The following is an 18,694-nucleotide window of genomic DNA, read 5'->3' on the forward strand; positions in this document are numbered from 1 at the left end:
TGTGTAATTGGCTATGGTATCGCAACTGCCGCTTTGCACTTTTATATTACACTTTAGACATTCACATTAACGAGAGACAACCCCCGTGAATCCCATTGAATTTTACGAAGCCAAGCTGCTATTTGAAACCGACTCTTGGGATTTATCCGAACTGTTAAAAACAGCAGACTCGGTGATTGTTGTCGATACCCGTTCGGCGCAAGCATATGCCGCCGAGCACATTCCCGGCGCTTTGAACATCCCCCATCGGACCATGTCCGCAGAAACCACCAAACACCTGGACAAATCCAAGCTCATCGTCACCTATTGCGACGGCATAGGCTGCAATGCTTCCACCAAAGGCGCACTCAACATGAGCCGACTGGGCTTTACCGTAAAAGAACTGCTGGGGGGATTAGACTGGTGGAAACGCGACGGTTATGCCACTGACGCCGGCGTTGGAAAAGAAACTAAAGCAGGTTTCGAAAGCGACTCGGGACACTGTAGTTGCTAATTGTCGCCTAGCCCTGGCTTGTTAACCCTGTACCATCGGACCACTGGAACACTATTGAATGAATGATATTGCCTTACAGATCTCCCCCGAAGCCAAATCGGCTTACTATGCGGACTATTTGTCCGTTGCCCAACAAGAGCTGACACAGGTACTGGGTGAAATACCGTTTCGGTATATGAAAACAGGGCCTTTGGAATTTATACAATTAGCCGAAAACGCTGCTGATCCGGAAACCCTGTTGAGCTTGTCCTTTGCCCAGGGACTGTACCGCGTTGAGGGGGATTTGTTACGCCCCTTGGAACTCACCAATGAGTTTCACTTGCATGAAGATTTTGTTTTTGGCAGTAAATACCGCGGTAAAACCAACGAACGTTTAACGCAGATGCTAATCAACATTGGCTTGGCCGTTATCGGCGCCAAAGCAAGTAACAACATCAAACTGTTGGACCCCATGTGTGGCCGCGCCACCACCTTGCTTTGGGCACTGCGTTATGGCCTGCAAGCCAAAGGTATAGAACAAGACGCCGCCGCGTTAACCGATATTCACCGCCATTTAAAAAAATGGACCAAACTGCACAAGCAAAAACACCAGTTATCCGAAGGTTTCATCGGTGGCGGCAAAAAGAAAAACCTGGGCAAGTTTCTGGAATTCAGCACACCGATAAGCAATATGCGAATTATCAACGGCGATTCGCGCCTGGCGGACCAGTTGATTGTTAAAGAGAAGTTCGATTTACTGGTGTGTGACCTTCCTTACGGCGTACAACACCGTACCACAGATAAAACCCGCGACCCCTTAGCCGTCATAGAAGAAAGCATTGCCGCTTGGAAAAACTGCATGAAAAAGAAAAGTGCTATGGTGCTGGCATTTAACCGCAACAATCCCAAAAGGGACACGCTCATTGAAGCCTTTGCTGCGCAAGGGCTGCAAGCTCTACCCTTTAGTGCCCCACATCGAATGAGTGAATCCATTGTGCGTGATGTGGTGGTTTTTGTCCCAGGAAACTAAAGCACATATTACCAAATAAAAAATATAGCAAATATTATGGAAAAAATATTTAACATCACCAATGGCGATAGCACCGTAACCATCATGCAGCAGGCCAAAATACCCGGCGATTATTTTCCCTGGCGAGATATCCTGCATGAAGGCCCAGTTCCTGCCGGTTTGGATTTAAAGCAACTCTCAGGGGTGCGTGCCCAGTATATTACCGAACGCGGCTGGGCTGAATTGGCTGAGGTGCAGCAATCTTTCAGCGAACGCGATGCGACGCTTACCGCACACGGTGATTATGATAAAGTCTTGTTGTGGTTTGAGCACGATTTGTATGACCAATTGCAACTGCTACAACTGCTGGATTGGTTCAGACAACATTTAGCCGAAGGGACACGTTTGTCGCTCATCTGCGTGGATCAATACTTAGGCACCTTAACACCACAGCAGATGACAACCCTGGCCCCGCTTGAACAAGCGGTGACACCGGAACAACTGGAGCTAGCGTCACAAAGCTGGGCAGCATTTCGGGAAAACACACCGATGGCGTTTACCGAAATGCTCAATAAAGACACCGAGGCGCTACCCTTTTTGCACGGCGCTATTCAGCGCATGCTGCAGGAATATCCTTCCTCGAGTAACGGCTTATCCCGCACCCAGCAACAGGCCTTAGGGGCCATAGCAGCAGGCGAATCGCGACCGGCAAGAGTCTTTGGTGACAATCAAAAACAGGAACAGCGCATGTTTATGGGCGACTCCAGTTTTTGGGACCTGCTACGACAAATGCTTTGTTCAAACCCGCCCTTGTTAACGCTGACAGGGAATGACAAACTGACCTTACCGGTGAGCCCGGAACAGCGCTTACACATAACCGCTGCGGGTAAAGCGGTACTGTCCGGGGAAAGCAGCTGGTTAGACTGCCATGTTCCAAATCATTGGTTTGGCGGTGTACACTTAACAGCGGAAAATCTTTGGCGCTGGAACGACATCACATCAACCATGGAAACCACAAACTAACCATGTTACGTATTCCTGACGCCCCCAAATCCATACAAAAAGGCGTTTCTTTAAAAGAGGTTCTGGACACTGAAGCCATCGATTGTCTGGCCCACAATGTGACCACGGTTTACGCAAAATTCGATCAAGAACAATTTCGAACAGCGGCTCTGCATCAATTGGAACCTTTAAGCCTGATGGAACGCGGTGTACATATAGCCAAAGCCTTGCGCCCCTGTTTACCGCAGAAATACGACAAAGCCGTGAAGATACTGTTAAAGTCCTTGACGCCACCGAACAAAGAGACTGAAGGTTTAGGTCTTGCGGTGTTTTTTTACCATCCCCACAGCTGCTTCGTAGCCGAATACGGTTTGGATAAAAGCCACAACGACGATGAAGATCCGTTTGAGATTTCCATGCAGGCGCAATATGAACTCACCAAACGCAATACCTCCGAGTTCTCCATTCGTCCGTTTTTGATTCAAGATCAAAAACGGACCCTGGCGCGATTAAACCAATGGACCTCGGACCCGGACCCGCATGTGCGCCGCCTCTGCTCCGAAGGCACCCGGCCGCGACTACCGTGGGCACCTCGTATTCCCGCTTTTGTTGCAGACCCAACACCGGTACTGCCCATATTGGAAGCCCTGAAGAATGACCCCAGCCTTTATGTGCGACGCAGCGTGGCCAATCATCTGGGGGATATTGGCAAAGATCATCCCCACATGCTGTTTGAGATTTGCGAGCGTTGGTTAGCCAAGGCCGATAAGGACGTAAAATGGTTGATACGCCATGCCTTGCGACACCCGGCCAAAAAGGGTGATAAAACTGCGCTGGCACTTAGAAGTGCAGCGAAATAGCAATTATATCAACCGGAATTAAAATGACTCCAGCATTGAAACCAAAACTGACACCACAACAACTACAGGACTACCTGCACCTTCACATCCCCCTATCTAAAGCAATGGAGGTAAAAGTTGCCCATGCGGACATAGACAAGGTTACACTGACCGCACCTCTGGCACCGAACATTAATCACAAGGAAACGGTATTTGGGGGCAGCGCTGCAGCAGTGGCCATACTGTCCGCGTGGACGCTATTGCACTATCGATTAACACTGGAAAATCTACCTAGCCAAGTCGTCATTCAGCGTAACAGCATGGATTACGACAAACCCATAAGGACAGATTTTTCAGCGACCGCGTTACCTCCGGATATGAAGCAATGGGAAAAATTCTCTACCACCCTGAAACGACGTCATCGAGCCCGATTGTCAATCACCGCCATTCTTTATTGTGAAGAAGAACCGGTGGGGTCGTTAGAAGGTACTTTTGTAGCTCTACGACAGGGATAGCCTATGAAATTTTGTCCGAAATGTGGCCATGAACTTTCCACAGAAATCATAGACAACGTCAACAGACACGTTTGCACAAACCATGAATGCAAAAACATTTTGTGGAATAACCCAATTCCGGTGGTCGCCGCTCTGGTGGAATTGGACGGACACTACGTTATAGCCAGAAACAGAGCCTGGCCTGAGGGTATATTCTCCGTTATCACCGGGTATTTGGAACAATCGGAATGTCCGCAAGAGGCGGTGGTACGAGAGGTTAAGGAAGAGTTGGGCTTAGAAGGACGCGTCAAACGCTTAATCGGCAATTATATGTTTAAAGAAAAAAACCAAATTATTTTGTGTTATGAAGTAATCGCCACCGGTGCGATTGTTTTGAATCATGAGTTAGCTCAGAGCAAAACCTTATCGCCTGCGGAATTGGCAAGTTATGATTTTTCACCTTTGTATATTACGCAAAACATTATTGAAGATTGGAAGCGTGGGTGAATATGCACGATTGTAGGTTGGATTAGTGCAACGTAATCCGACAGCACATCTCGCAGCATGAACCTTTGATAGATAATTATTACGAAACAACATAACAGCGCAATCTTTCGCACGCGTGGGCGACGCAGGTGACATTGGGGACGCCATAAGACCTTTGTGGTGGATTTGCGTTTCGCCCGCGTGAGCACAAAAGGCGTGCGCACCCTACAATTGCGCACCAACTCAACGATGGTGGCTCAACAGTTAGAAAAACCCTTCCCGCAGGCGGCTCAATTGTTTCACTTGATCTTGTAAATGTGATACAAGCCGTTGGGCGATGTACTCGGCTAAGTCATCGACTTTGTTTGTCTGAATGGCTTGTATAGTCAGATTAACATAGCTGTCTTTATGAGACACAGGTATAACCATAGGAGGATATTGGTTTCTTAGCAACTCATAAAGCAGCAGCAAGCGAGCAATACGATGGTTGTAGCGGGCAAAGGGGGAAATGGCGATAAACTTACAGTGCAGCGAAACCGCTCTTATCAACGGATGTGCACTTTGCCCTCTTTTGTTTTTCGAACAGTCAGCAATTAACGTGCGTACGGCATCCGGCAGGCCCGCGACATCAAGTACACCCAGTTCCGGCCACTGACTCAGCAGTTCTTGTTTACGAAAGCCTGGTGCCCCCAGCTTGCCGGTTCCCTTGTTGAATATTTTAAACAAACCCAACACGGTTTTTTCACTCAGCGCGGCCGCTTTGCCGTTTCTTTTGCTGGGGTTTGCAGCGACAGGGTGACCCAACTCCTGCTCCAGCAACAACAACGCCAGCTTATGGTTAACAACATCATTGACTTCCTGTAAGGGTTTTCCCCCTATCATTACCTGACTCATGGCTCTATCGGTTTGACGCAAGTCCAGACTGTTGCCGGATAAGGCATTGCTGTTGTAAACCCATTCCAATATCCAATGTTCCCGTGCCGCACGGGCAATCGCAGCGGGAACGGGTTGCAGCGCCTTCCAGCGCTCTCCCAACTGATCCAATTGCAAGAGTAATTTTTTGTTCATCCGGCATCCAAGTCGTTAATGCACCACTCCAGTGCAGCACCATTGCGAGGCATCGTTAAAAACCACCGCACAAGCACAGTGCAATATTACGCCTTAATCACTCTCACAACAACACTTAAAAAATGCATAAAACACTGTATATATAGATTTTTATCGTGTTGGCACGCCCCATGCTCTGTATAAACAAAGAACAAGACAAAATCTATCTCTTGCACCATGGCAAGTTGTTTATAAAAGCACAACGGCACATGGCAAGCAGCAAAGCGTAGAAATATGAGCTTGTTCCATATTCATAACTTAAGTAGGGGAGAACCAAATGAAAGTAGTACGTAAGTTAGCACCAGTCTGCGCCGCTGTCTCACTGGCCTTATCCGGAACCGTAGCACCACAACTGGCACAAGCGGAAGCCACTGCCAAGCTGGGGATAGCCAGCATGTATTTATGGCGTGGACAAAACGTCAGTCCCGATGGCGCTCAAGTCCATGGAACACTCCAATACGCCAGCAATGGATTTTATGGCGGCATGTGGACATCCAGCGAAACCGGTGGGCACGAAACAGATCTGTATATCGGTTACAGCGGCAAAGCGGGAGAAGTATCCTATGACGTTTCCTACTGGAACTATCTCTACCCTGAGGAAGGCGGCAGCCTAAGTGAAACCGACGCGGCTGAGGTTGTGGGCACGGTGGGCTATGGCCCTGTTTCCGTTGGTCTGTACATCAATGTCGACAGCGATATTGATGACTACACCTACTTCACCCTAGGCGGCAGTTTCGACAAATACACGTTAACTTATGGAATGTGGTCACTGGATCAAGGCTCTATTGCCGGTACTCAGGACGAATACTCTCACTTAACTTTGAGCTATGCAGCGACGGATGCACTGTCTTTTACTGTCAGTAAAGCGTTTTCCGATCTGGACAAAAACGATCCCGCTGCCGTCGAAGAAGACCCGCTGTTCCAAGTCGCTTACGGCTGGGACTTCAAACTGTAACTATTTTTAACCAGAGCAACACCTCTCCATAGTGAACCGGCAAGTTTTTACTTGCCGGATTTTTTAAACACACACACGGACGAGGCTTAGCAACATCCTAACTTAAAAGTTGCATCTCGTTACGGAGGCATAAACCAATGAAACTAAAATTGTCACTATTGATGCTGGCAGTACTGTTATTCAGTGTGGGCGAAGCGTTTGCCGGAAAAACCATTAAAGTGGGAGTTCTGCATTCCTTGTCCGGAACCATGGCCATCAGTGAAACCACCTTGAAAGACACGGTGCTCATGATGATTGATGAACAAAACAAGAAGGGTGGCTTATTAGGGAAAAAGCTGGAAGCTGTGGTGGTAGACCCCGCCTCCAACTGGCCCTTGTTTGCGGAAAAAACCCGAGAGCTGATTCAAAAACATAAAGTGGATGTGATTTTCGGTTGCTGGACCTCAGTTTCACGTAAATCCGTTTTACCCGTCATTGAAGAACTTAATGGCCTGCTATTCTACCCGGTACAGTATGAAGGCGAGGAGTCTTCCAAAAACGTTTTCTACACCGGCGCCGCTCCTAACCAGCAAGCCATTCCGGCAGTGGATTATTTGATGAACGAAATCGGCGCCAAACGCTGGGTTCTGGCGGGTACGGACTATGTTTATCCTCGAACCACTAATAAAATCCTCGAAGCTTATTTAAAAGCCAAAGGCGTAAAAGAATCGGACATTTTGATCAACTATACCCCCTTTGGTCATTCTGATTGGCAAAGCATTGTATCCGACATTAAAAAATTTGGAACCGCCGGCAAAAAAACAGCCGTTGTGTCCACCATCAACGGTGATGCTAATGTGCCCTTCTATAAAGAACTGGGTAACCAGGGCATCTCAGCTGAAGATATTCCCGTCGTTGCCTTCTCTGTTGGCGAAGAAGAACTTTCCGGCATTGACACCAAACCGCTGGTGGGCCATCTGGCGGCGTGGAACTATTTCCAAAGCGTGGAAGACGGCAGCAACAGCGCTTTTGTGAAGAAATGGAAAAATTTCATCAAAAATAAAAAGCGCGTAACAAATGATCCTATGGAGGCCACCTATATCGGTTTTAATATGTGGGTCAAAGCTGTAGAAAAAGCCAAAACCACCAATGTGGATAAGGTAGAGCAAGCCATGATTGGCATTGAAGTTCCTAATCTCACAGGCGGTAAAGCCAAGATGCTGGCCAACCATCACCTGACCAAGCCGGTGCTCATCGGTGAAATCCAGGAAAACGGCCAGTTTCAAGTGGTATGGAACACAGACTCCACTGTCCCCGGTGATGCCTGGTCGGATTTTTTGCCTGGCAGCAAAGATATAATTTCCGACTGGACAGCACCTATTAAGTGCGGCAATTACAACACCAAGTCAAAAACATGCAGCGGTCAAAAATTCTAATCGCTGCGAAAAAAGTAATACCGGCGCAGGTGCACATGATGCCCTGCGCCAATACTAAAAACGACAGAGCAACGGCAACAAACACAAATAACCAGCGCTATCTATAGCAACGACCATTACGCTCCAGCACACATGGATCACTTATTGGGGGAAACGGTGAACACTCAGTTACCGATACAGTTACGTATACAATTACCGACAAAAAGGTTACGCCATTTATTCGCCCTGGCACTTACAATTACCGCGTTCATCCCGACTGGGGCACTGGCTACCGACATTTCCCCATCGAACCCAAGCGAAGCACAAAACGCAACTACGCTGGAACAATTGATTCCGCAATTGAGTGACAAAAGTTTCAAAACCAAAAAGAACGCCATTCGGCAGCTGGAAAACATTGACTCTCCTCGCGTCTTACCCATTTTACAAACGTTTCTGGATGGCGATTTGTACTATCTAAAATCCGACGGCACGGTTGTCATTGCCAAAGCGGAATCGGACAAACAGCGGTTTACTCTGTATCAGGCCCTGGACAACAAAAATCTGGGCTTATACCCAAAAACGGACATTAAAAAAATCCCCACTAATAACTCCTTGCGCAAACTGCTGCGCACCATTATCGCCGGCAAACAGCTCAACGATTCGGATGCGGAAGTCCGCTATCAGGCTGTAAAGCAAATCCTTAAAGGTATCTCCAGCGATGATGAACCTCCATTGCGTCGGGCGTTGATAAAGGAAAAAGATGCCGTAGTTAAGAGTCTGCTGGAAACGGCATTGGCGCTCATCGAATCCGACAGTGATGACCCCACAATCATGATTAAATCAATTAACACCTTGGGTGAAAGCTTGGAAACCGTTGCCCAAAGCCGCCTGAAACGGTTTTTGGAAAAAAACAGTGATGGTACATTTGTGGAACCCAGTAAAGAAGTTGTCAGTGCGGCTCGCTCCGCCCTAAATCGCATCAATACCCGCATGGATAGCTATAAGCTGGTGGAAACGGTTTTCTTTGGCCTAAGCTTGGGCTCCGTTTTATTACTTGCTGCCATCGGTTTAGCCATTACTTTCGGGGTTATGGGCGTCATCAACATGGCCCATGGCGAGTTGATTATGCTGGGAGCCTATACCACTTACACTATACAACAACTCTTACCCAACTACATTGGCCTGGCGCTGATACTGTCTATTCCGGCGGCATTTATAGTTTCCGGCCTATTTGGTATTGCCATAGAACGCAGCGTCATTCGCCATTTGTACGGACGCCCATTGGAAACTCTTTTGGCTACCTTTGGCATTAGTTTGATTTTGCAGCAACTGGTGCGCTCTATCTATTCCCCGTTGAATCGTTCGGTGGAAAGTCCCAGTTGGATGAGTGGCGTATGGGAAATCAATTCTGCTCTATCTCTAACCTTCAATAGGCTCTATATCATTGTGTTCAGCCTCCTGGTGTTTGCCGGACTGATATTGGTTCTGAAGAAAACCGCATTGGGACTGCAAGTACGCGCCGTTTCTCAAAATCGAAATATGGCCAAAGCGCTGGGTGTGCGTTCCGACTGGGTGGATGCCCTGACCTTTGGCTTGGGAGCCGGTATCGCCGGGGTGGCAGGAGTGGCTCTAAGCCAACTTACCAATGTGGGCCCCAATATGGGACAAGCCTATATCATCGATTCCTTTATGGTGGTGGTTTTCGGCGGAGTGGGAAATCTTTGGGGAACCCTCGTGGGAGCTCTATCACTCGGTGTCGTGAACAAGTTTCTGGAACCCTATTCGGGTGCAGTTCTGGCAAAAATTCTGGTATTAGTTTTTATCATTCTCTTTATCCAAAAACGTCCTAAAGGTCTGTTTCCACAAAAAGGCCGGGCAGCGGAACACTAAACATGACAACAAATCCAAACAATGCGCGGCACGGCCTCTTACTGAACCTGTTGCTTCACGATAAAGGCGGCAACATACTCATAGCCATAATGCTGTTACTGGCTGTGTTTGTCCCCTTGTTGAACCTGGCAGTGCCGGAAAATTCGGCTTTCCATGTTTCCACATACACGGTGACGTTATTGGGTAAATACTTGAGCTTTGCCCTATTGGCCCTTGCCTTGGATCTGGTCTGGGGTTATTGCGGCATATTGAGTTTGGGACATGGCGCTTTTTTTGCCTTGGGCGGCTACGCCATGGGCATGTATATGATGCGTCAGATTGGTGATCGGGGCGTCTATGGTCACGCGGAATTACCGGACTTTATGGTATTCCTCAACTGGCAGGAACTGCCTTGGTACTGGTACGGTTTCGATATGTTTTGGTTCGCAGCCATAATGGTCATGGTGATTCCGGGGCTGCTGGCTTTTGGTTTTGGATGGTTGGCCTTTCGCTCCCGAGTCACCGGGGTGTACTTGTCTATCATGACACAAGCCTTAACTTATGCACTTATGCTGGCCTTCTTTCGCAACGAAATGGGTTTTGGCGGCAATAACGGTTTAACCGATTTCAAAGACATCCTGGGATTCAGTTTACAGGATGACGCCACCCGCATCGGCTTGTTTGTGGTCTCCGCCTTGCTGCTGATTGTTGCCTATTGGGCCTGTCGCCGAGTTATCAATTCCAAAACCGGCCGGGTGGTGGTTGCCATACGCGATGCGGAAGACAGGGCCCGATTTATTGGCTATAAAACAGAAAGCTATAAATTGTGGATATTTGTCTTTTCAGCCGTACTGGCCGGCATTGCCGGTGCCCTGTATGTACCCCAGGTTGGTATTATTAACCCCGGCGAGTTTTCGCCTTTGAACTCTATTGAGTTAGTCGTGTGGGTTGCGGTAGGCGGCCGTGGTACTTTATACGGTGCGGTTTTGGGCGCCTTTGTCGTCAACTATGCCAAAACCTATTTTACTGCAGCATTACCGGAAGTTTGGCTTTACGCACTCGGCGCTCTGTTTGTGGTTGTGACTATTTACCTACCCAATGGCTTGGTGGGACTGGTCAAGCAACTAAAGGATAAACGTCACAAAAAGCCTGCCACAAACTACACAACCGCTCGACAGGAGACCGGAACATGAACCTTCACGCAATACAAAGCCGCCTGGATACTGTGCGGGAAGTGATGCGACGGGACCGGGTGTTTGATTTTATCGCCGAGCGCGAATACGCAGCGCAAGGTCGCCGCCCGGTGACACCCGGTAAAGTGGATGTGGCCCACGGACCTATATTGTACCTGGAAAAAGTCAACGTAAGCTTTGACGGTTTCAAAGCCATCAACGATCTGACTTTGTATATTAACGACGGTGAACTGCGTTGCATTATCGGACCCAATGGCGCCGGTAAAACCACCATGATGGACATCATCACCGGTAAAACACGACCCGATTCCGGCCTGGTGTACTTTGGACAGACCATGAACCTGCTGCGTATGAACGAATACGAAATTGCTGCAGCCGGTATTGGGCGTAAGTTTCAAAAACCCACCGTATTCCCTCAGCACACGGTATATGAAAATCTGGAATTGGCTTTAGCCACCAACAAAAACGTCTGGCATTGTTTAGGCGCTTCACTCAGTGGAGAGCAAAAAGATCGTATTGACGAGGGACTGGAATGGATCGGCCTGACTTCACAACGGTTTACCCCGGCCGCATTGCTCTCCCACGGCCAGACTCAATGGTTGGAGATCGGTATGTTGCTCATGCAAAACCCACGGGTGTTATTAGTGGACGAACCGGTAGCCGGTATGACCCACCAGGAAATTGACAAAACGGCGGAATTATTAACTAACTTAGCCGGGAAACATTCGGTGGTTGTGGTAGAACACGATATGGATTTTGTGCGCTCCATTGCCCGTACAGTGACAGTGCTACACGAAGGCAGCGTTTTGGCAGAAGGCAGTATGGATGAGATTCAAAACGATGCCAAAGTCCGAGAAGTGTATCTAGGCAGCTAAACAATACGGAATCCCTATGTTACAAATAAACACGTTAAACCAATACTACGGCGAAAGTCATACACTATGGGACATCGACCTGGAGATAAAACAAGGTTCCTGTACCTGCCTTATGGGGCGTAACGGCATGGGTAAAACCACCTTGCTGAAAACGATCATGGGATTGGTTGCATCACAATCGGGCAGCATCCGGTTTAACAACTCGGACCTGTCGAAGCTTTCAACGGAAGCACGGGCTAAATTAGGAATTGGCTACGTGCCCCAGGGACGGGACATATTCTCACAACTCACGGTAGAGGAAAACCTGCAAGTTGCGCTTAGCGCGCGAACCGACAAAGCGCGTCGCATACCGGAACGCATTTTCGAACTGTTTCCCGTACTTAAAGAAATGTTGCAACGTCGTGGCGGGGATCTATCCGGAGGCCAACAACAACAATTGGCCATTGGCCGCGCCTTGACCCTACAACCGTCCCTGCTCATATTGGATGAACCCTGCGAAGGCATACAACCTAATATTGTGCAGCAAATCGGCGATGTCATCAGCCGTCTTAATCAAGAGGAAAACTTGACTGTTTTACTCGTAGAACAAAAGCTTCCCTTTGCCCGACGCGTTGGCCAGTATTTCAACATCTTAGACAAAGGCCGTATGGTTGCCAAAGGCGACATGGATGACCTTTCCAAAGAGTTGATCCAAAAGCATTTAACCGTCTAGGCAAGATTCACTTCAAAAGTTTCAGTGGACTATTCATCCTGTATTCATGTCCGCTGTTTATAATACACCACATCAATGCAGTGATTCTATCGCGTTGATTTTGTTTAGTATTTTTGCGTGGTGACGTTGTGGAAGTTGTAGTGAACCGGGATAGCAATTCCCATTACCTGTCTCAGGAAAAAATTGCTTGTAAAATGTGCGCCTTGGCCAACCTGTGCTTACCCAAAGGCATCAGCGACGACGAGCTCGAGCAACTCAATAGCGTTATCCAACAGCGCGAGCCAAAAAAACGCGGCAGTCACTGGTTTCATAGCGGTGAAAAATTTCGCTCCATTTATGCGGTACGTTCCGGATGCATCAAGACCTATCGTATTTCCGATTCAGGCGAAGAACAAATCAGCGGCTTCTATCTTCCTGGGGATATAATCGGCCTGGACGCAATAGAAAGCGGTTACTATTCTTGTTCCGCTAAAGTGTTACAAACCAGCTCGGTTTGTGAAATTCCTTTTACGAAGCTGGAACAACTGTGCGAAGAAACACCACATCTTTACCGTCGTTTCATTAATATCTTAAGTCGTGAAATCCTCAACGAGCAGTGGTTGATCACCATTCTGGGCCGAACCACAGCAGAATCCCGTGTCGCCGCTCTGCTTTGCAATATTTCTGAGCGATTTGCGCAACGAGGTTATTCGGCGTTCAGTTTTATACTGGGCATGCCGCGTAGTGACATTGGCAATTATTTGGGTTTGGCCGTAGAAACCGTGTCGCGAGTATTTTCCCGTTTTCACAACGACCAGCTGATCGATGCCAAAGGCAAGCAAATCCGTATCCAGGATCTCGATAGACTGCGTCAAGTGGCAGGACTTCACCGAGCCCTTGCAGAAGACAACAACAAAATTGCTGCAGCTCACTATGGCTGATGGCTCACCATGGCCGGAGGCTCACTGCGGGTTGATTCAGATCAAAAACGCCAGGCTATAGATAGCTATAGTTTTAGCAAGAGGAAAGTTAACGGGAGAAGCATAGATATCTCTTGATACTGCGCTTAAAACTGCGGATCCCCCCCCGGGATGCTTTCCAAGCACCCCATGCTCGAAGCCTGTAGTATATAGGAAGCCAGAAGTCACAGCACTTGAGTAGGCAGAGAGCAAAAACTACGCGGGGCCTTTCAGGCCCCGCGGTTGTTTCGATCATTTAGGGGGCTTGAATGTGCTGCGCGCCTCTTCCACTTTTAATCTGACATCGCATTTCGGCACATGATCGTTGATCAAACCCATCGCTTGCATAAACGCATACACGGTTGTTGGCCCTACAAATTTCCAACCGCGTTTTTTCAGATCTTTGGAAAGTCGGATTGACGCGTCGGAAGTGGACGCACTTTGAGGTTTTCCCAGGGTTTTGGGGTCCGGCTCAAAGCGCCAAATGTATGCCGCAAAAGAGCCATCGCTTTTAACCAATTCGCGAGCGCACTTGGCATTATTAATGACCGCTTCGATCTTACCGCGATGGCGCACAATCCCCTCGTTCTGCAGCAAACACTCTACATCGCGCAAAGTAAAACGAGCGACTTTGTTAAAATCAAAATGATGGAACGCCTGGCGGAAGTTCTCCCGCTTAGCCAGTATGGTTCGCCAACTCAGCCCGGACTGAAACCCTTCCAGGCAGATTTTTTCAAATAAACGAAAATCATCTTTAACCGGAAAGCCCCACTCGGTATCATGGTAGTGAAAAAACTCCGGCGCCGCTTCGCACCAGCGGCATCGCGGTTTACCGTCCGGCCCTTTTACTGTATCGTTCATTACCCTACCCCGCTAGGCAAGCAGAAACTGTAATTTGGAATCCACTTTTGATGGTGAAATTTCCAATATTTCCACACTAACAACATCATTGGCTACAAACGGGTCCTCATTAACCCGAGCTCGGAGCTCTTCTGGAGTCGTATTGCAGGCGATCAAAGCACCACCTAAGCCGACTTGCAAACTCCCCGCCAAAACAAAAACACCATCGTCAAAACCGCGCTGCAACCATTGATTATGTGCTTCCATAAACCGGCCTGCCTCATCTCTATTTTGAGCAAACTTTAGTAACACCACATACACAATTTATCTCCTTATTGCTATTTCTCTCATATCTGCGTTTTAGTTCCTGCGATGATGTTTCGCAGCCAATCTATCATTTCATTGACTTCTCGACGAATGAATGTCTCATCATGCAGTGCGTTGGCCAGTGTAGCCACCCCCTGACTGCGCGCTAACAAATGCATTGCCAACCTATCCGAGTCTTTTTTCAGACCCAACAAACCAAACTGACGCCGCAACCAAACCCGAAACAAAGTATAAAGTTCAGTGGCATCATCAAGTGCAGCGTGACTCAGTTTTGCCAACTCAGCACACAGACTACCAACCGGGCACCCATAATTCTGAATTTTGCCTTTATTGACAATCAATATCTTGATAAAGCTGCCGATGCGTTCCTCAGGCGTAGCACCAGCGATCTCCCATTCTTTAAGCATCTGACGGGTATTGGCCAAGCGTTGTGTTATTACCGCATCCAGAATGTCATCTTTTGATTTGAAATGGTAATAGAAGTTACCACGGGATATATTTACGGTTTCTGCGATATCCGCAAAAGAGGTTTTTTCAAACCCTTTTTCATAAAACAAACGATCCGCAGCTTTTACGATTTTGTCCCGCGTACTTGTATCCCGCGTAATTTGTTCCCGCTCCACAACGCACCCCAATTAGGACAACCATCCTATTTAAACTCTGAGATTAGGACAATCGTCCTATTTTGTCAATGCCTGCGGAAAGGGGGCGGATCAGGAAATTTTGTAAACCAATTCGTTCAGAACTCGACCGGACAGGCTTTGTATTTGAGATTCTCTAAACACAACACCATCCAAAGACTCGGCGATCTTCCGACTGGCAATATTGTCTCTATCACAGGGGTAGACCATGTCTTTTATAGCCAACTGGTCTTTGCCCCACCGTACCAAGCGTTGTATGGCTTCGCGCCCATAGCGGTGGCCATGTGCGCTTTTTTTCAGCCAAATTCCGAGTGCCGGCGCATCAGGAGAACACAGGCCATGCAAACCGCACACACCCAGAAACTCGCGTTGGAATTTTTCTAAAATCACAAACGTGACTTCCGATTTTGCCTCCATGTTGTGTAGGCTGGATTCGATAAAAATCTCCACATCATATATACAGCCCGGTGTTGCCGGAAACATATAGCGTGTAATCTCATCGGTAAATTCCTGGAATATGACTTGCGCATAGCTGTGAGACACAGGCTCCAAAACCAAACGATCACTTTCGATCAACAGTTCTTTGAAATTCATTTTTTCCATGCCCGGCTCACTCTCCGCTCACTTAAGAATCAGACTCTGAAGTTCCACTGCGGGATCATAACCAATCAGCACGACCCTAGGTAGTAGCTAACCTTAAACTGAACCCCCTTACCCGTTACGCAAGAGGGTCCAGCGTATTGGTTTCACTTAAAGGCGGAACGAGTAATGCATCAAACCGCTTCAGCTAAAGCAGCATTACTCCATTTCGCATCTTGAAGCGCCGCATCCAAGTCGGTGCCCATCACTCGGTTGGCAAACACTGCAATGAGTTTATTGGGCATCATCATGATAATATCCAGCACATGTCGTCGAGTGTAGCCCGCGTTGAGAAACCGGTGCAGTTCATTATTACTAACTTCGCAACCGCTGCGGGCAAGTTGGACCGTGAACTTTTGTAAGACATCCAGTTTTGCATCGCTGATGGCTTGGTTCTCGCGCCTGCAACACATCCTCCAGAAACAAAAAAGCCGCGCCGGATATTCCGGCACGGCTTGGATACAACTCAACAGCTGATTTACTGACCCAGGAAAGTGCCAATATCTGCACCACCTTGTGAACCCACTGCCGGGATAACGATCACGTCGTCCACCGCTTTACCGGTACCATCATCCGTGGTGTTAAACTCATCCCCAGGGTGCCCATTGGGAACCACCAACTCCGGATGATCAAACGGCGCTGCGTCAACACGAACGCGAGGATCGGTGGTAGCCTTAATAAACGCCACCAAGTCGGCCTGCTGTTGCGGACTTAAACCCAGCGGGTTGATATCCGGCGGTAAATTGGTGCACACGTCATCGAAACCACTGGTGTCGCCGACTCCGTTAATATTACCCACACCGGTGCAAGGCAAGTCTCTGGCATTGCCACCCCGGTTGTAAAATTCAACCAACGAAGCCAAATCCGCATAACCCCCATTGTGGAAATATGGTCCGGTGAGCTCTGCATTACGAATGGTAGGCACCTTAAACGCACCGTCCACATCTACGCGCTCACCCGGCACAATGGGACCCGGCACTTCAAACAAAGCAGGATCAAAATTGATTACATCAATCTGATTTCCCGTGACCACCTGGCGAGAAAACGAAATGGGGAACCCGGCCAGATCGGCCCCAATTCCCAAATCGTTTAATGTGGGCGTAACACCGATATTATAGAAACCAATATCATATACTGCTGCCGCTGCAGCCAGTTCGGCCGCCGTGGGATTCGCCGGATCTACTGCATTGAGGATGTCCCGCATAGCCATCCGTTCAATGGCGATACCGGCGGGCGCCGGTGGTACACCGGGAACCACTTCCGCACGTAGCGTTGCCGCCGTAAACTCAGGCCCAATGTGACAGTTGATGCACAGACCGGGCCCCACAAACACATCCAGTCCGGCGCGTTCCTGCTCACCAAAACCGGGAACGGGAACGAAAGTCGTGGCATTGGCTTCCATCCACACATCAAAGGGAGAACGATCCGAGACCAGTGTGGCCTCATACATTTGGATAGCCAGCCCCCAGAACAAGGAGAAGTTCACTTCCATTTGGTTATATGTGGGTGTACCGGCAGGAGTCGCACTGGTGACCGGCTCACCATCAGCGGTAAACATTAAACCGCTTCTGTATGAACGCCAGTACTGAGGTTGAAACGCCTGACGAATCAAACCGGAATAGCTTACCCGCAGACCCGGCCCACGCCTGGCACGTAACCCGCCCAGAACGCTGTCACGACGATGCACCCGCTGAAAACGTAAGGGGGTACGGTTGACCATTTTTTTACCTAAATCAGCAAACAGTCGGCCCGCGCAACTCATTTCAAAATCGGATAATGGCGGACCGACCGCTTGTGATGCCAAACTGGCGTTGTCAATCTCCACCGCTACAGTGGATACGGTACCATCTGCGTTGGTGACTAACACGCCGGGATTTGGATCGGCAAGCGATGGCAGATTGCCGCGAAGACCCAAGGGGTTTAAACCATTAAATATATTATTGGCACGACCATCCCAGAAGTTTCGATGATTGAACACGGCATTAATGGTGGTAGGCGTGTTACGCGGCTCCACTTTACGCGTGGCAATACCACCGGAGTGGAATAGGGTCGCATCCGCCGGCCCGCACACATCGCTGGGTGAATCCCGTCGCCCGGTTAATACTTCGCCAAATTGCCCCGCGAATGTACCCTGCGAGGATACCGTATCATTTGTGGTAAACAATATGGCAGAGTTTCTATCCAAGGGGTTTTCCAAACGATGCGTGGGGAAGTCCGCCGGAGTCAACGTACCGTTAGGGCCTTTCACCTCAAACGCAAAATCAGGGTTAGGCGCACGAGTCGGATCCACCACACGAGTTAAACCGGGGTTCACCTGATTCTTGGCGCGACGATCAGCACCGGCATGAAAGTGGCAGCTGGCGCAGGCCTGACCGTCACTGCCCACCTGCATATCCCAAAACAACGCCTTGCCCAAAGCAATCGCTGCGTTTTTATCGACAACAAAATCCCCCAAATTGGTTGGTTCAGGTACGGCAACCGTGGCCAGAGAATCCAACCCAAACGCTCTGGCCTCCGCCGGAGTGTCAATGGCAAACACATTGGCGTTTGCCATTATCATAGTGACCGCTGTCGCCAAAGTCACACCGCCTTTTTTAAGTATTTTCACGTATCGTACTCCTTAAGTTTTTCTAAGTTGTGCTCATTTTATTAGTGGTACCCGCATAAGAATCCTTTAACGGGTTAATTCTTTTAATCCAAAGCCTTAGAATTTCGGTTTAGATTAAGTACAACTCGCAGTCCGAATCTACAATAGGAGATTTAAGTTACGCAACCAATAAATACTTAAATGTGTTACGGTTTGAACAAAACCATACTTAAGAGAAATCTAAGTACTACTAAAGTCTAGCAACACCTCGACTAAGCTGTGATTCACAAGTAAACAGCAGATCTGGCTACTTAT

At 48.5% G+C, this 18,694-nt stretch carries 20 protein-coding genes; 13 read left to right on the forward strand and 7 right to left on the reverse strand.

Annotated features, from left to right (window positions below; genetic code table 11):
* Window positions 1-85 precede the first annotated feature (85 nt).
* From OEY58_00585 to OEY58_00610, 6 genes are read left to right on the forward strand one after another with little or no spacing between them, the layout of a single operon-like run.
* Entirely contained in the window at window positions 86-493 is a 408-nt protein-coding gene (locus tag OEY58_00585; GenBank protein MDH5323937.1) for a rhodanese-like domain-containing protein, read from the forward strand.
* A 58-nt stretch (window positions 494-551) separates the two neighbouring features.
* Window positions 552-1,502 carry a hypothetical protein gene (locus tag OEY58_00590; protein MDH5323938.1) on the forward strand — a complete coding sequence of 317 codons (951 nt, stop codon included), beginning with the start codon at window positions 552-554 and terminating at the stop codon, window positions 1,500-1,502.
* A 36-nt stretch (window positions 1,503-1,538) separates the two neighbouring features.
* Entirely contained in the window at window positions 1,539-2,504 is a 966-nt protein-coding gene (locus tag OEY58_00595) for a hypothetical protein (protein ID MDH5323939.1), read from the forward strand.
* 2 nt (window positions 2,505-2,506) lie between these two features.
* The gene (locus OEY58_00600; protein MDH5323940.1) at window positions 2,507-3,343 is read left to right on the forward strand and encodes a DNA alkylation repair protein; all 837 of its coding nucleotides are present in this window, start codon (window positions 2,507-2,509) and stop codon (window positions 3,341-3,343) included.
* A 23-nt stretch (window positions 3,344-3,366) separates the two neighbouring features.
* Entirely contained in the window at window positions 3,367-3,837 is a 471-nt protein-coding gene (locus tag OEY58_00605; GenBank protein ID MDH5323941.1) for a thioesterase domain-containing protein, read from the forward strand.
* Window positions 3,838-3,840: 3 nt separating this feature from the next.
* On the forward strand, window positions 3,841-4,323 hold the full coding sequence (locus OEY58_00610; GenBank protein ID MDH5323942.1) for an NUDIX domain-containing protein: 483 nt from the start codon (window positions 3,841-3,843) through the stop codon (window positions 4,321-4,323).
* Window positions 4,324-4,566: 243 nt separating this feature from the next.
* On the opposite strand, the gene OEY58_00615 is transcribed toward OEY58_00610, so the two are convergent.
* A complete protein-coding gene (locus OEY58_00615) occupies window positions 4,567-5,370 on the reverse strand; it encodes a Fic family protein (protein MDH5323943.1) in 804 nt (267 codons plus the stop codon).
* Window positions 5,371-5,686: 316 nt separating this feature from the next.
* Here OEY58_00615 and OEY58_00620 point away from each other — a divergent pair, with 316 nt between their 5' ends.
* The 7 genes from OEY58_00620 to fnr all read left to right on the forward strand — a co-directional run bounded on the left by OEY58_00620 (window position 5,687) and on the right by fnr (window position 13,327).
* Window positions 5,687-6,364: a TorF family putative porin gene (locus OEY58_00620; GenBank protein MDH5323944.1), complete on the forward strand. Its 678-nt coding sequence runs from the start codon at window positions 5,687-5,689 to the stop codon at window positions 6,362-6,364.
* 137 nt (window positions 6,365-6,501) lie between these two features.
* Window positions 6,502-7,779 carry an urea ABC transporter substrate-binding protein gene (gene urtA / locus OEY58_00625; GenBank protein ID MDH5323945.1) on the forward strand — a complete coding sequence of 426 codons (1,278 nt, stop codon included), beginning with the start codon at window positions 6,502-6,504 and terminating at the stop codon, window positions 7,777-7,779.
* A gap of 156 nt (window positions 7,780-7,935) precedes the next feature.
* On the forward strand, window positions 7,936-9,648 hold the full coding sequence (gene urtB / locus OEY58_00630; protein ID MDH5323946.1) for an urea ABC transporter permease subunit UrtB: 1,713 nt from the start codon (window positions 7,936-7,938) through the stop codon (window positions 9,646-9,648).
* A 2-nt stretch (window positions 9,649-9,650) separates the two neighbouring features.
* Entirely contained in the window at window positions 9,651-10,820 is a 1,170-nt protein-coding gene (gene urtC / locus OEY58_00635; protein MDH5323947.1) for an urea ABC transporter permease subunit UrtC, read from the forward strand.
* The gene (urtD, locus tag OEY58_00640) at window positions 10,817-11,695 is read left to right on the forward strand and encodes an urea ABC transporter ATP-binding protein UrtD (GenBank protein MDH5323948.1); all 879 of its coding nucleotides are present in this window, start codon (window positions 10,817-10,819) and stop codon (window positions 11,693-11,695) included. Before urtC ends, urtD begins: the two co-directional genes overlap by 4 nt.
* A 16-nt stretch (window positions 11,696-11,711) precedes the next feature.
* Window positions 11,712-12,407, forward strand: a complete 696-nt coding sequence (gene urtE, locus OEY58_00645) for an urea ABC transporter ATP-binding subunit UrtE (GenBank protein MDH5323949.1) — start codon at window positions 11,712-11,714, stop codon at window positions 12,405-12,407.
* A 128-nt stretch (window positions 12,408-12,535) separates the two neighbouring features.
* On the forward strand, window positions 12,536-13,327 hold the full coding sequence (fnr, locus tag OEY58_00650) for a fumarate/nitrate reduction transcriptional regulator Fnr (GenBank protein MDH5323950.1): 792 nt from the start codon (window positions 12,536-12,538) through the stop codon (window positions 13,325-13,327).
* A 270-nt stretch (window positions 13,328-13,597) separates the two neighbouring features.
* Here the strand turns inward: fnr and OEY58_00655 are convergent, their stop codons facing one another.
* The 6 genes from OEY58_00655 to OEY58_00680 form a co-directional block, all read right to left on the reverse strand.
* Window positions 13,598-14,206: a DNA-3-methyladenine glycosylase I gene (locus tag OEY58_00655; protein MDH5323951.1), complete on the reverse strand. Its 609-nt coding sequence runs from the start codon at window positions 14,204-14,206 to the stop codon at window positions 13,598-13,600.
* Between the two features lie 12 nt (window positions 14,207-14,218).
* Complete coding sequence (locus OEY58_00660) at window positions 14,219-14,506, reverse strand: YciI family protein (GenBank protein MDH5323952.1); 288 nt, start codon at window positions 14,504-14,506, stop codon at window positions 14,219-14,221.
* A 26-nt stretch (window positions 14,507-14,532) separates the two neighbouring features.
* On the reverse strand, window positions 14,533-15,135 hold the full coding sequence (locus OEY58_00665; GenBank protein MDH5323953.1) for a TetR/AcrR family transcriptional regulator: 603 nt from the start codon (window positions 15,133-15,135) through the stop codon (window positions 14,533-14,535).
* Window positions 15,136-15,225: 90 nt separating this feature from the next.
* Window positions 15,226-15,756 (reverse strand): GNAT family N-acetyltransferase, encoded by a 531-nt coding sequence (locus tag OEY58_00670; GenBank protein MDH5323954.1) that lies wholly within the window; start codon window positions 15,754-15,756, stop codon window positions 15,226-15,228.
* A gap of 170 nt (window positions 15,757-15,926) precedes the next feature.
* Complete coding sequence (locus OEY58_00675; protein ID MDH5323955.1) at window positions 15,927-16,205, reverse strand: hypothetical protein; 279 nt, start codon at window positions 16,203-16,205, stop codon at window positions 15,927-15,929.
* Between the two features lie 65 nt (window positions 16,206-16,270).
* Window positions 16,271-18,400, reverse strand: a complete 2,130-nt coding sequence (locus OEY58_00680) for a cytochrome C peroxidase (GenBank protein MDH5323956.1) — start codon at window positions 18,398-18,400, stop codon at window positions 16,271-16,273.
* Between the last annotated feature and the right edge of the window lie 294 nt (window positions 18,401-18,694).

Source organism: Gammaproteobacteria bacterium, from assembly GCA_029882975.1.
GTDB lineage: Bacteria > Pseudomonadota > Gammaproteobacteria > SZUA-152 > SZUA-152 > JAJDNG01.